The following is a 12990-nucleotide window of genomic DNA, read 5'->3' on the forward strand; positions in this document are numbered from 1 at the left end:
CAAGCCGAGGAGCATTCCACGGACCTTCCCTCCGCCGGTCTTAACCGGTTCAGGTTCAACGGGTTCGCATTCGCGCATCTCAGCCCGCACACTGTGTACCGGCACCCCGAGGTAGGCGCGAAACTAGTGTCGGCTTGGCATGATGACAAGCGGTTTCGATAAGTCCAGTTTGACAAAATTTCACTGAAAAATATGGATTGATTGCGTCGCGTACCTGACATCCGTCTGCTGAGGAACGCCGATGCCCCTTGGGTGCGGCCAAAGTCTTGGTCGCCCAGAAACACGTGACTTCAAAGCGTCAGTCCCTTTGGTCGCAAGCCTGGAAAAGCAAATGCACTTGAGCAAACTTCCCGAGACCGTTATTCGGCCCTAAGCACAAAGGAGCCCCTCCCCATGTCGATGAACAGCTTTGGCCATCTCTTTCGCGTCACCACTTGGGGTGAAAGCCACGGCCCCGCTTTAGGGGCAACCGTTGACGGGTGCCCTCCGGGGGTACCTGTGACCGAAGACATGCTGCAACATTGGCTGGACAAACGTCGTCCCGGTCAAAACAAAAACACCACCCAGCGGAATGAACCCGACGCAGTCAAAATCCTGTCTGGTGTGTTCGAAGGCCAATCAACCGGCACACCAATCCAGCTGATGATCGAAAACACCGATCAGCGCAGCCGCGATTATGGGGACATTTCGGAAACATTCCGTCCCGGCCACGCCGACATCACCTATTGGCAGAAATACGGCATCCGTGATTATCGTGGTGGCGGCCGTTCCTCTGCCCGCGAAACAGCCGCCCGCGTCGCCGCCGGAGGTGTCGCGCGCGAAGCGATCAAGGCACTGGCCCCGAATGTTGAAATCCGGGGCTACATGACCGCGATGGGCGCATTGGATATCGATCGCACGCGGTTTGATTGGGACGAGATTGACCAGAACCCGTTCTGGATTCCGCAATCAGCGGATGTCGCTCAGGAATGGGAAGACTATCTGCAAAAGCTGCGAAAAGAGCACAACTCGGTCGGTGCGATCGTCGAAGTGGTTGCACGTAACCTGCCCGCAGGTCTGGGCGCGCCGGTTTATGGCAAACTCGACACTGATCTTGCTGCGGCCATGATGTCGATCAACGCCGTCAAGGGCGTCGAGATCGGTGAAGGTATGAACTCTGCCCGCCTGACCGGCACGGACAATGCCGACGAAATCTTTATGGGCGACGACGGCCCCGAGTACGGATCGAACCATTCCGGCGGTATTCTGGGCGGCATATCAACCGGCCAGGACGTGGTGATCAGGTTTGCGGTCAAACCAACCTCGTCCATCCTGTCTCCGCGCAAATCCATCCGCAAAGACGGCACGCCGATCGAGGTCATCACAAAGGGACGCCATGATCCGTGTGTTGGCATTCGCGCCGTACCCGTCGCTGAGGCCATGATGGCCTGTGTCGTTCTTGACCACATGCTGCTTCATCGCGGGCAAGTCGGCGAAAATCGCGGTAAAATCGGCTAAAACACAGGGCAAGGATGACCCATGCTTGATATCCTTGCGATCACGTTTCCGATCTATGCGGCGATCCTGATTGGATACGCAATCGTCGCGCGCGGCTGGTTCAGCGCCGCCGACATGCGCACGCTTGGCAAATATGTGCTCAACATTGCTTTGCCCGCCTTGTTGTTCAAAGCCGTGGCTTCGCGTGATTTGGCAGAAATCTTTCATCTCGGATATCTGACAGTTTTCCTGCTGGGCGGGCTGGCGGCTATCGCTGTGGCCTTTTGCTGGTTCACATTTGCGGCCAGCGATCCCGCACGGCGGGCCGTTGCCACTTTGGGCAGTTCTTGTCCAAACTCGGGCTTTATTGGCTATCCCGTGATGTTGCTGGTCTTTCCGGATCTGGCCGGAATCGTCCTTGCCCTGAACTTTCTTGTTGAAAACGTCGTTCTCATTCCGATCTGCCTGATCTTGATGGATATGAGCAAAGACGGTGATCACGGTTCAATCCTCAAACGGATTGCAAACATCCTCTGGGGGGTCGCCAAACGCCCTATGGTTATCGGGCTTGCGCTTGGGATCGTCGTCTCGGTTTCGGGGGTTTCACTGCCGTCTCCTGCGATGCGGCTGTTTGAAATGCTCGCGGCTTCTGCTGCTGCGCTGTCTTTGATTGTGATCGGGGGATCGCTTTTTGGACTGCCTGCCAAAGGCAACCGCGCCCTCGCGACACAAATTGCGGTTGGCAAACTGGTTGTGCATCCGGCGCTTGTCGCGCTGGTTGTTGTTGCTCTGCCTGTGCTGGGGATGACCTTATCGCCTGATCTGGCAGTGGCGGCCATTCTGTCGGCGGCCATGCCAATGTTCGGCATTTATGCCGTTCTTGCACAAGAGCGTGGTTTGGAAGGTCTCGCGTCACTTGCCATGCTCATCGCGACGAGTGCCGCGTTTGTCACCCTGTCGCTATTGCTTTTGTGGCTAACCTAACGGTCTAGGCAAACAACGCCGCATAGTCTTCACGCAGGGCCTTTTTCTGGACTTTGCCCATCGTGTTGCGCGGCAATTCTGGCAACACAATCACGGTCTTGGGCTGTTTGAATTTAGCCAACTGTCCGGCCAGTCCTGCCAGTATGCCTTTTTCGCTCAGCTCTGCGCCATCAGCCACGACAACCGCAACAACGGCTTCGCCAAAATCCGGATGTGGCACGCCGATCACAGCACTTTCCAACACGCCTTCCATGTCATCAATCAGCGATTCAATCTCTTTGGGGTACACATTGAACCCGCCCGTAATAACGAGGTCTTTTGCGCGCCCCACGATGGTGACGTACCCGTCTTCATCGAATTTGGACAAATCACCCGTGATAAACCAGCCGTCCGGCAAAAGTTCTTCTGCGGTCTTTTCCGGCATTTGCCAATACCCCTGAAAAACATTGTCGCCCCGCACCTCGAGCACACCAATGTCACCGGTCGGAACCTCTTGCCCATCGTTCCTGATCCGTGCTTCGACACCCGGCAACGGAAACCCGACCGTCCCTGCGCGGCGCTCGCCTTCGTACGGATTTGAGGTGCTCATATTGGTTTCGGTCATGCCATAGCGTTCAAGAATCCGATGCCCTGTCCGCTCTTCCCATTTTTCATGGGTGTCGACCAACAGCGGCGCAGAACCGGAAATGAACAACCGCATGTTCGCGGCCCGCGCGCGGTCAAGGCGCGGATCATCAAGAAGGCGCGTATAGAATGTTGGAACGCCCATCAACGCAGTGGCGCGCGGCATCGCTTCGAGAATCTGGTCCGCGTCAAACTTGGACAAAAACTCGGTCGAGGCCCCGGCCAGCAATGCGACGTTTGTTGCCACGAACAAACCGTGCGTGTGAAAGATCGGCAAGGCATGTATGAGAACATCGGATTTTGTGAACTGCCAGTAGTCACGCAAGGTTTCCGAATTGCTGGCAAGGTTTTTATGGCTCAGCATAGCCCCTTTGGAGCGTCCCGTGGTGCCCGAAGTATAAAGAATAGCCGCGAGATCGTCCGCCTCACGGCTGACCGGTGTGAAACCGCCACGCCCGACAATAGCCTCTTCCAGACTGCCTCTGCCCTTAGCATCCAATGTCAAAATGCGCGCATCGCCCGCGACTTCGGCAATGGCATCGGCTTTTGCTGGATCACATACCACAACACGCGGTGTTGCATCCCCAAGGAAATAGGCCACTTCCGGTGTGGTATAGGCCGTGTTCAAGGGCAGAAACACACCACCGGCCATAACGGTTCCAAGATAGAGCTGGATCGCCTCGATCGTTTTGTCGACTTGAACGGCAACGCGATCACCCGGCTGGACACCACAGCCGACAAGAGCCCCTGCCATACGTTCCGCGCCAGCAAAGAGTTCGCCAAACGTCATGCTGGCCCTTTGTGGAATTCGCGCAAAGTTGCGTGTTTCTTGTCCTACCGAAGCCGCATGAAGGCGGGAAATCAGGTAATTCTGTTCATACATGACTGGCTCTCCAACTTTGCTCTATGCATCCCCGCATGTTGCGCAAAGATCAAGAGGGCGGCTTGCCACGGCCCATTGTTGTGTTAACAATCTTCTATCCCAACATGAAAGACGGCCCCGATGAACCCGGTTCGCGGCATCCTACTCAAAGTCTGCGCCATTGCCTTGTTCTCGGTTATGGCGTCTTTCATCAAAGCCACTGCCGACCATGTCCCTCCGGGACAAGCGGTGTTTTTCAGATCATTCTTTGCATTGATCGTCATTCTGGTCTGGCTGGCCCAGCGCGGTGATTTGGCGACGGGCCTCAAAGTCAACAACGGTCTTGGACATTTCTGGCGCGGCTTCATCGGCACAACGGCCATGGCGCTCAACTTTGCCGCGCTTGGGCTTCTGCCTTTGCCAGAGGTCACCGCGATCGGATTTACCGCCCCGCTGTTGACCGTGATCTTTGCCGCGATGTTTCTTGGGGAAACGGTGCGGTTGTTCCGGTTGTCGGCCGTTGGCATCGGTTTGATCGGTGTCTTGATTGTTCTCTGGCCGCGCCTGACCATCTTTGGGGAAACAGATCCCTATACCGCCGCAACATTGGGTGTGATGTTTGTTCTGGGGTCTGCGGTGTTTCGGGCGCTGGCGCAGGTGCATATTCGAAAACTGGTTCAAACGGATCAAACCTCGGCCATCGTTTTCTATTTTTCTCTGACCGCCACCGGTTTGTCTTTATTCACGATCCCGTTTGGGTGGGTCATGCCGACAGCGCAGGAATGGATGCTATTGATAGGTGCGGGATTGATCGGAGGTCTTGCGCAGATATTGCTGACGTCGTGCTATCGCTATGCGCCAGCATCCGTCGTCGCGCCGTTTGACTATGCGGCGATGCTGTTTGCTTTGCTGATCGGGTATGTCTGGTTCGACGAGGTGCCAACCGGATATATGCTGGTCGGGGCAGCAATCGTCATCTTTGCGGGTGTTATGATTATCTGGCGTGAACGCCAACTGGGACTAAAGCGCGGGGCGCGAAAGAACCTGACACCCCAAGGGTAACACCCTGAAAGGGGCAACAGGGGCGCAATAAGATCAAGGCGCCCCTGATACCGATTTTTTTAGGCTCGGACCAGACGTTCGTAGCTTTCCGAGACGTCACGGGTCAGCGCGCCAACCTCAAAGGTATAGTCGCCAATCTGGCCAACCGGTGTCACCTCGGCAGCGGTACCCGTCAGGAAGCATTGCTCGAAATCGGCCATTTCTTCAGGCATGATGTGGCGCTCGTGAACCACAACACCCTTTTCTTTCAGCATCGCGATGATGGTCTGGCGGGTGATGCCGTTCAGGATCGCATCCGGGATCGGCGTATGTACTTCGCCATCTTTGACAAAGAATACGTTGGCGCCGGTCGCTTCGGCCACATACCCACGATAGTCCATAAACAACGCATCAGAACAGCCTTTGGCCTCGGCGGCGTGTTTGGAAATCGTACAGATCATGTAAAGACCCGCAGCCTTGGCAGCTGTTGGAATCGTCTCGGGGCTGGGGCGTTTCCACTGGGCGATATCAAGCTTGGCGCCCTTCATCTTGGCGTCACCGTAATAGGCGCCCCATTCCCAAACCGCGACCGCAAGGCGCACAGGGTTCTTGGCCGAGGCCACACCCATATCTTCGCCCGCACCACGCCAGGCGACGGCGCGCACATACGCGTCAGTCAAACCATTGGCCTTGAGCGTTTCTTCTTTGGCGGCTTCGATCTGATCCACAGTCCATGGAATATCCATATCGATCAGTTTGCCAGACACCAAAAGGCGTTCGGAATGTTCCCGGCTTTTGAAGATCTTACCGTTATAGGCCCGCTCGCCTTCAAAGACCGAACTTGCATAGTGCATCGCGTGTGTCAGGATGTGCACATTGGCATCACGCCAATCGACGAGGGTGCCGTCCATCCAGATTTTGCCGTCGCGATCATCATAAGACCCTGCCATGGTCTTCCCTCCAGAATCAGATAAATTTCCATTTATTGCGCTCGAAATGGCCGTTCCGGTCACATTGTTGCGCAAAATCTGAGATTCGCTATCAGTTCGTCCTTGGAGTGTCAACAAAGCTGACTTATTGTGACGTCAAAACAGGCTAAAAAGTGATTGGTTCAACCCATGCCAGAGTCTCATAGTGGCGAAAGCCTTCTTTATCTCACCGACGAGCAACTTAGACAGGGAATCGAGGCGATGTATTTCGCCTATCGCGGTTTCACAGCCGACCCTGACCGAATCCTTGCGACAATGGCTTATGGGCGCGCGCATCACCGCGCGATTCACTTTATCAAACGCGCGCCGGGCACAACGGTGACAAATCTTCTTGAAATCCTTGGCGTGACCAAACAATCGCTCAATCGTGTTCTGCGCACCCTGATCGAGGATGGGCTTGTTGAAAGCCGTGTTGGTCCATCAGACCGCCGGGAACGTAACCTTTTCCTCACCGAAGCGGGTGAAGCGCTGGAAAATCGCCTGTCTGATGCACAGAGGGTCCGCATGCGATCGGCCTATCGCGACGCAGGACCAGAAGCGGTTTCCGGCTTCCGCAAAGTTCTTGAGGCGATGATGGATGGCGAAATGAAACGCCGCTATGCAAGCCTGCGGGAGAACGGATCATGATCGAAGTCGATCCGCACCTTCTGATCGTTGATGACGACGAGCGCATTCGTGATCTGTTGAAAAAGTTCCTTATGCGCAACGGGTTTCTGGTCAGTGCGGCCCGAGACGCGGCGCACGCTCGCCGCATTTTGTCGGGGCTGGATTTTGATCTGATCGTAATGGACGTGATGATGCCCGGCGAAGACGGCATGTCCCTCACGCGCGCCATTCGCGAAACATCGATGACACCTATTCTGCTTCTGACAGCCAAAGGCGAAACCGAAGATCGCATCAAAGGGCTTGAGGCGGGTGCGGATGACTATTTGCCAAAACCTTTCGAGCCCAAGGAATTGCTGTTGCGTATCAACGCCATTTTGCGGCGGATGCCCGAAGTCAGCGAAGCTGACACGGCTCCCAAAGTGCTGCATCTTGGCCCGATCCGTTATGACATTGACCGAGGTGAGATGTGGCAGGGTGACGAGATCGTGCGTTTGACCGCCACCGAAAGCCAGTTGATGAAGATCTTTGCAGGCACACCCGGAGAAGCCGTCAGCCGGACCAAACTGGTCGAAGATCTGGGGCGTGACAGAGGGCAGGCACAGGAACGCGCCGTCGACGTTCAAATCACCCGTTTGCGCCGCAAAATTGAAGAAGACCCCAAGCAACCGAGATACTTACAGACAGTGCGCGGTGCAGGATATATGCTGGCCCCTGATTAGGTCCTGTTTGCCAGTACCCCTTTTTTGCGATGACACCTTGGCCATACCCGGGTGGGACCTTTGATGATTCAAAGCAAGGGGAACCGATATGTTTAAAACATCCATAGCTTCTTTGGCAGTCGCCGCCGCCTTGTCCACGACCGCCTTCGCACAACAGCTCGAACCTTGGGGCACGGCGGGCGGATGGGACATTATGATCGATCCTTCGCTTGGGAACGGTTGTCTGATCCAAGCGGAATATCAGGACGGCTCTGTGATCCGCATCGGCTTTGATCGCAACGAAGGCATGGGCTATCTGACCGCCTTTAACGAAGAGTGGGGCGAGATCGAAGAAGGCGCCGATTACGGTATCCTGTTTGATCTTGACGGTGAAGAATACGAGGCCGTAGCCACAGGCATTTACCTCAATGGGGTGCCCGGTGCCGATATCTATTTTGACAACCCGGACTTCCTTTTTGACATCGCTGCCAAATACACAATGCGCATCTACAATGAAAACGGGCTGGTCACGGCAATCGACCTTGGGGGCACAATGGTTGGTCTCGAAGCAGCGATGGAATGTCAGGACGAATTGGGCTGATCCGCACTGAATCCTCTGGCCACTGCTCCCTTCGCTGACTAGGCTTTTGCGACAGCACACTATTGGCTGCTTCGAAGCACAGCACAGAAACGGGATACCTATGACCACAGCCTTGTTTTCGCATCCTGATTGTTTGCAACATCAGACACCGTCGGGCCACCCTGAACAAGTTGCACGGCTTGAGTATATCACCGAAGCCCTGTCTGTTGCGGCGTTCGACACACTGGACCGCCAAGATGCGCCTCTTTGCACGGATGACGACATCCTGTTGTGCCATCCACAAAGTCATCTGGACGCGATCATTGCGGCAGAGCCGACAACAGGCACACGTGCGCTGGATGGGGACACCCATATGTCGCCCGGCTCAACTCGCGCTGCGCAACGGGCGGTCGGGGGATGCCTTGCCGCTGTGGATACCGTTCTCGCGGGCAAAGCAATGAATGCATTTGTTGCCTGCCGTCCCCCCGGACACCACGCCGAACAGTCTACGCCGATGGGGTTTTGTCTGTTCGGTACAGCCGCCATCGCCGCCCGCCATGCAATGGAGCGGCATGGATTAGACCGCGTCGCTATTGTCGATTTTGATGTCCACCACGGGAACGGCACCCAAGCTCTTTTGTGGAACGAACCACGGGCGCTTTTCTTTTCGTCCCATCAAAATCCACTTTGGCCCGGCACGGGCATGGCCGAAGAAACAGGCGGGCACAACAACATCTACAACCTGCCCCTTCCCCCGCACAGCGATGGACGCCTGATGCGCGCGACCTACGACGCAGAAGTCTGGCCCGCGATCGAGCGGTTTAAACCGCAGTTGATCATCGTTTCGGCCGGTTTTGACGCCCATATGGCGGACCCTCTGGCCCAGTTGAACTGGAGCACCGAAGATTTCATCTGGCTCACCCAAAAGATTTGCGATTTGGCTGACGAACATTGCGATGGGCGCGTTGTCTCGACTCTTGAGGGCGGATATGATCTGACGGCATTGGCGGCCTCGGTTGCCGCACATGTCAGCGTATTGATGGAGAGAGGCGCATGAGTGACACACCAGTAAGCGAGCTTAGCTTTGAACAGGCGATGGCCGAATTGGAACAGGTGGTCGGAAAACTCGAGCGTGGCGATGTAGCCCTTGAGGAATCCATCAAGCTTTATGAACGTGGCGCCGAATTGAAAAAGCGGTGTGAAACCAAACTGAAAGAAGCCGAAGAAAAAGTTGCGGCTATCACCCTTGACGGTGACGGCAATCCATCAGGATTGAAGCCGGTCGAAGGGCTGTAAATTGTTCCAGACCCGACTGAAAGAAACCGCTGCACAGGTGCAAGCGCACCTTGACGCAACGATGATGCCTTTGGGCCATTTACCTGTGATCGAGGCCATGCGCTATGCCAGTGCTGGTGGCAAACGGCTGCGTGCCTTTCTGGTGATGGAAAGCGCAAGGTTGCACGGTGTTGACCCCCAGCATGCGATTTGGGCCGCCGCAGCAATCGAAGCGATCCACGCCTATTCTCTTGTGCATGACGACCTGCCCTGCATGGATGATGACGATCTGCGCCGTGGATTGCCGACCGTCCACAAAAAATGGGACGATTGCACAGCGGTTCTTGCGGGTGACGCCCTGCAAACGTTTGGCTTTGAATGCGTGAGCCGTGCCGAATGCCACACCGATCCACTTGTCCGCGCGGAACTGACCGTGACGCTGGCCCGCGCTGCGGGTGCGCAGGGTATGGTCTTGGGGCAGGCCTTGGATATCGCGGCCGAAACGGCGGAAACTCCGCTGTCGCTGGATGAAATCACCCGCTTACAGGCCGGCAAAACTGGCGCATTGATTGCGTGGTCGGCCACGGCCGGCCCTTTGATGGCACAACAGGATACCGCACCGCTCATGCAATATGCCGCCGCCTTGGGATTGGCCTTTCAGATTGCAGACGACATTCTTGATGTTGAAGGCGACGCAGACAAAGTTGGCAAAGCTGTCGGCAAAGATGCCAGTGCTGGCAAGGCCACCTTCGTTTCGCTTCTAGGCCTCAAAGGGGCAAAGAGCCGCGCCGAGGATCTCGTACAAAAGGCTTGTGACGCGCTATATGTCTACGGAGACGACGCCGAAACCTTGCGGGAAGCCGCGCGTTTCGTTATCTCGCGCGATAGCTAAGACAGAAAGACGCCCATGTCAGCCAGACCCGAAACGCCAATGCTGGACCGCGTGACCGTACCTGCGGACCTGAAACAGCTTTCTGATGCAGAGCTGACCCAGCTTGCGCACGAACTTCGCTCGGAAACTGTATCTGCCGTTTCCGAAACCGGCGGGCATCTGGGTGCCGGACTGGGCGTTGTCGAACTTACTGTTGCGTTGCACGCGATCTTTGACACACCTCGGGACAAGATCATCTGGGACGTGGGGCACCAATGTTATCCTCACAAAATTCTGACGGGTCGACGCGACCGCATTCGCACCCTGCGCACCAAGGGTGGGCTTTCCGGTTTCACCAAACGCAGCGAGAGCGTTTATGACCCCTTTGGCGCGGCGCACAGTTCCACATCTATTTCCGCAGCCCTTGGCTTTGCCGTTGCGCGCGATCTGGGTGGTCAATGCGAAGGCGGGCTTGGGGATGCGATTGCCGTTATCGGTGATGGCTCGATCTCGGCCGGTATGGCCTATGAGGCGATGAACAACGCAGGCCACCTGAACAAGCGTCTGTTTGTGGTCCTGAATGACAACGAAATGTCGATTGCCCCGCCAGTCGGCGCCATGTCTGCGTATTTGTCCCGCCTGTATGCCGGAGACCCGTTTCAGGAACTGAAATCGGCCGCCAAAGGCGCCGTATCTCTGTTGCCTGAACCCTTCCGCGAGGGCGCCAAACGCGCCAAGGAAATGCTCAAGGGCATGGCCGTCGGGGGCACTTTGTTCGAAGAGCTGGGCTTTTCCTATATCGGGCCTATTGATGGCCACGACATGGAGCAACTGCTGCCTGTGCTGCGGACATTGCACCAGCGTGCCACAGGTCCGGTGTTGCTGCACATTCTGACCAAAAAGGGCAAAGGCTATGCCCCTGCGGAAAATGCACGCGACAAGGGCCATGCAACCGCCAAGTTTGATGTGCTGACCGGCAAGCAGGTCAAAGCCCCGTCAAACGCGCCCTCCTATACCTCTGTTTTTGGTAAAACGTTGGTCGAAGAGGCCGCACGGGATGACAAGATTTGTGCCGTCACGGCGGCGATGCCCGACGGGACCGGATTGAACCTGTTCGCTGAACGCTATCCAAGCCGGTGTTTCGATGTCGCGATTGCGGAACAGCACGGCGTTACCTTCTGTGCGGCGCTGGCTGCCGGTGGGATGAAACCGTTCTGCACCATGTATTCGACCTTCCTGCAACGTGGCTATGATCAGGTTGTGCACGATGTGGCGATCCAACGCCTGCCGGTGCGTTTCGCGATTGACCGCGCAGGGCTGGTCGGGGCCGATGGTGCGACCCATGCAGGGTCTTTTGACATCGCCTATCTCGCCAACCTTCCTGGCATGGTGGTGATGGCCGCGGCGGATGAGGCCGAATTGGTGCATATGGTGGCCACTGCCGCCACACATGACGAAGGCCCGATTGCTTTCCGGTATCCACGCGGTGAAGGCGTTGGGGTAGACTTGCCCGAACGCGGCACGCCGTTGGAAATCGGCAAGGGCCGTATGATTCAAGAGGGCAAACGCGTTGCGTTGCTGTCTTTTGGCACACGTCTGGAAGAAGTCCGCAAAGCGGCCGAAACCTTGGCCGCCAAAGGGATCACCCCGACAATTGCGGATGCCCGGTTTGCCAAACCACTGGACGAGGCGATGATCCTTGATCTTGCCGCGAACCACGAAGCCCTGATCACCATCGAAGAAGGTGCCATCGGCGGCTTTGGCAGCCATGTGGCACAGATGCTGGCGGAAAACGCGGTATTCGATAACGGGCTAAAGTTCCGGTCGATGGTGTTGCCTGACATCTTCATCGATCAGGCCAGCCCCAGCGACATGTATGACGTGGCCGCGATGAATGCCGAACAGATCGAAGCCAAAGTTCTTGATACGCTGGGTGTATCCCGGATCGGTAGCAAAAGCGCCTGATCCCTTTAATGCGGGATCAGCTTTGGCGTTCTTCTTCAAGCATCGCTTGCAGGGCATTCTTAAAGTCGGGATACTTCAGGACGACCCCAAGCTCGTCTTTGATCCGGTCATTGCGCACACGTTTGCTGTCCGAATAAAAACTACGGGCCATCGGACTCATCTCGGCCTCTTCAAAGGGAACGGCCGGAGGCGGTTCCATCCCCAGCAACTCGGCCGCATATTCAATGACGATTTCAGGTGGCTGCGGATCATCGTCACAGACGTTATAAATCCGACCCGGATTGGGCTTGTTGATCGACGCCTCAAGAACCTGTGCGATGTCATCCACATGTGTGCGGCTAAACACCTGATTTTTCTTAATCACGCGCTGCGCAATCCCTTTGCGCAGCTTGGCGAACGGTCCACGGCCCGGACCATAAATTCCAGCCAATCGAAACACATGCACAGGCAATCCTGTCACATCCAGCCATTCCTGTTCGGCCAAGACACGGCGCCGGCCCCGCACGGTTGCAGGTTCGGTCGGCGATGTCTCGTCAACCCAGCCACCGTCATGATCACCATAAACGCCTGTGGTCGACAGGTATCCGACCCATTCAAGATGAGGCGCAGCATCCAAAAGGGCCTGCCGACCCAGTCGCATAACCGGATCGCCTTCGGCGTCGGGGCTGATTGATGTGAGCACATGCGTTACACCCTGAAGCGCCTGTTCAAGGTCGCAGGGCCATTCCAGTGGGACAACCCCTTGTTCCTGAAAAAGCGAGAGCTTTTCCGGCTTGCGAGAGGTTCCAATTACACGCCAGCCCTGTGGCAACAACCGCTTGGCAAGGCCCTGTGCAGAGAACCCGTGCCCCAATGAAAGAAGTGTCTTTTCCATAGCCGCACACTGCCGCCGCCGATGCAAAGTTGCAAGTCAAACCCTGTCAACTTTGGCCACGGAAAATCAGGCGAGCCACGTCAAACCAAGACGCAGGGAGAACGCCCCGCGCCCACAAACAAACTGCCCAATATTTAGATTTCAG

Annotated in this window: 13 protein-coding genes and 1 riboswitch; of the genes, 10 read left to right on the forward strand and 3 right to left on the reverse strand. The window is 56.3% G+C overall.

The window, feature by feature from the left end:
* Positions 1-9: 9 nt before the first annotated feature.
* Positions 10-119: riboswitch (TPP riboswitch) on the reverse strand.
* Between the two features lie 274 nt (positions 120-393).
* Positions 394-1497 (forward strand): chorismate synthase, encoded by a 1104-nt coding sequence (gene aroC, locus PH7735_RS15655; protein WP_058312360.1) that lies wholly within the window; start codon positions 394-396, stop codon positions 1495-1497.
* Positions 1498-1518: 21 nt separating this feature from the next.
* Positions 1519-2460 (forward strand): AEC family transporter, encoded by a 942-nt coding sequence (locus PH7735_RS15660; protein WP_058312361.1) that lies wholly within the window; start codon positions 1519-1521, stop codon positions 2458-2460.
* 4 nt (positions 2461-2464) lie between these two features.
* Here the strand turns inward: PH7735_RS15660 and PH7735_RS15665 are convergent, their stop codons facing one another.
* Positions 2465-3967 carry a malonate--CoA ligase gene (locus PH7735_RS15665; protein ID WP_058312362.1) on the reverse strand — a complete coding sequence of 501 codons (1503 nt, stop codon included), beginning with the start codon at positions 3965-3967 and terminating at the stop codon, positions 2465-2467.
* 120 nt (positions 3968-4087) lie between these two features.
* Between PH7735_RS15665 and PH7735_RS15670 the strand changes: the two genes are divergently transcribed.
* Entirely contained in the window at positions 4088-5008 is a 921-nt protein-coding gene (locus PH7735_RS15670) for a DMT family transporter (RefSeq protein ID WP_058312363.1), read from the forward strand.
* A 59-nt stretch (positions 5009-5067) separates the two neighbouring features.
* Here PH7735_RS15670 and PH7735_RS15675 read toward each other — a convergent pair whose 3' ends face one another.
* The gene (locus PH7735_RS15675; protein ID WP_058312364.1) at positions 5068-5937 is read right to left on the reverse strand and encodes a branched-chain amino acid aminotransferase; all 870 of its coding nucleotides are present in this window, start codon (positions 5935-5937) and stop codon (positions 5068-5070) included.
* A gap of 168 nt (positions 5938-6105) precedes the next feature.
* Between PH7735_RS15675 and PH7735_RS15680 the strand changes: the two genes are divergently transcribed.
* From PH7735_RS15680 to dxs, 7 genes are all read left to right on the forward strand, one after another.
* Positions 6106-6603: a MarR family winged helix-turn-helix transcriptional regulator gene (locus PH7735_RS15680; protein WP_058312365.1), complete on the forward strand. Its 498-nt coding sequence runs from the start codon at positions 6106-6108 to the stop codon at positions 6601-6603.
* Positions 6600-7301 carry a response regulator gene (locus tag PH7735_RS15685; protein ID WP_058312366.1) on the forward strand — a complete coding sequence of 234 codons (702 nt, stop codon included), beginning with the start codon at positions 6600-6602 and terminating at the stop codon, positions 7299-7301. Before PH7735_RS15680 ends, PH7735_RS15685 begins: the two co-directional genes overlap by 4 nt.
* 88 nt (positions 7302-7389) lie before the next feature.
* Positions 7390-7881: a glycosyltransferase family protein gene (locus PH7735_RS15690; protein WP_058312367.1), complete on the forward strand. Its 492-nt coding sequence runs from the start codon at positions 7390-7392 to the stop codon at positions 7879-7881.
* 100 nt (positions 7882-7981) lie between these two features.
* Positions 7982-8917 carry a histone deacetylase family protein gene (locus PH7735_RS15695; RefSeq protein ID WP_058312368.1) on the forward strand — a complete coding sequence of 312 codons (936 nt, stop codon included), beginning with the start codon at positions 7982-7984 and terminating at the stop codon, positions 8915-8917.
* Positions 8914-9156, forward strand: a complete 243-nt coding sequence (locus PH7735_RS15700; RefSeq protein WP_058312369.1) for an exodeoxyribonuclease VII small subunit — start codon at positions 8914-8916, stop codon at positions 9154-9156. Before PH7735_RS15695 ends, PH7735_RS15700 begins: the two co-directional genes overlap by 4 nt.
* Before the next feature lies 1 nt (position 9157).
* Complete coding sequence (locus PH7735_RS15705; RefSeq protein WP_058312370.1) at positions 9158-10027, forward strand: polyprenyl synthetase family protein; 870 nt, start codon at positions 9158-9160, stop codon at positions 10025-10027.
* A 15-nt stretch (positions 10028-10042) separates the two neighbouring features.
* On the forward strand, positions 10043-11971 hold the full coding sequence (gene dxs / locus PH7735_RS15710; protein WP_058312371.1) for a 1-deoxy-D-xylulose-5-phosphate synthase: 1929 nt from the start codon (positions 10043-10045) through the stop codon (positions 11969-11971).
* A 16-nt stretch (positions 11972-11987) separates the two neighbouring features.
* Here the strand turns inward: dxs and PH7735_RS15715 are convergent, their stop codons facing one another.
* Entirely contained in the window at positions 11988-12845 is an 858-nt protein-coding gene (locus tag PH7735_RS15715; protein WP_058312372.1) for an SDR family oxidoreductase, read from the reverse strand.
* Between the last annotated feature and the right edge of the window lie 145 nt (positions 12846-12990).

It is taken from the genome of Shimia thalassica, from assembly GCF_001458215.1.
In the GTDB taxonomy this organism is placed as follows: Bacteria; Pseudomonadota; Alphaproteobacteria; order Rhodobacterales; family Rhodobacteraceae; genus Shimia; species Shimia thalassica.

Bases quoted from the DNA above. Each gene is read 5' to 3' on its own strand.
- PH7735_RS15695 (WP_058312368.1), top strand. From the start codon at position 7,982: ATGACCACAGCCTTGTTTTCGCATCCTGATTGTTTGCAACATCAGACA.
- PH7735_RS15670 (WP_058312363.1), top strand. From the start codon at position 4,088: ATGAACCCGGTTCGCGGCATCCTACTCAAAGTCTGCGCCATTGCCTTG.
- aroC (WP_058312360.1), top strand. From the start codon at position 394: ATGTCGATGAACAGCTTTGGCCATCTCTTTCGCGTCACCACTTGGGGT.
- PH7735_RS15715 (WP_058312372.1), bottom strand. From the start codon at position 12,845: ATGGAAAAGACACTTCTTTCATTGGGGCACGGGTTCTCTGCACAGGGC.
- PH7735_RS15685 (WP_058312366.1), top strand. From the start codon at position 6,600: ATGATCGAAGTCGATCCGCACCTTCTGATCGTTGATGACGACGAGCGC.
- PH7735_RS15660 (WP_058312361.1), top strand. From the start codon at position 1,519: ATGCTTGATATCCTTGCGATCACGTTTCCGATCTATGCGGCGATCCTG.
- PH7735_RS15675 (WP_058312364.1), bottom strand. From the start codon at position 5,937: ATGGCAGGGTCTTATGATGATCGCGACGGCAAAATCTGGATGGACGGC.
- PH7735_RS15700 (WP_058312369.1), top strand. From the start codon at position 8,914: ATGAGTGACACACCAGTAAGCGAGCTTAGCTTTGAACAGGCGATGGCC.
- PH7735_RS15665 (WP_058312362.1), bottom strand. From the start codon at position 3,967: ATGTATGAACAGAATTACCTGATTTCCCGCCTTCATGCGGCTTCGGTA.
- dxs (WP_058312371.1), top strand. From the start codon at position 10,043: ATGTCAGCCAGACCCGAAACGCCAATGCTGGACCGCGTGACCGTACCT.
- PH7735_RS15680 (WP_058312365.1), top strand. From the start codon at position 6,106: ATGCCAGAGTCTCATAGTGGCGAAAGCCTTCTTTATCTCACCGACGAG.
- PH7735_RS15690 (WP_058312367.1), top strand. From the start codon at position 7,390: ATGTTTAAAACATCCATAGCTTCTTTGGCAGTCGCCGCCGCCTTGTCC.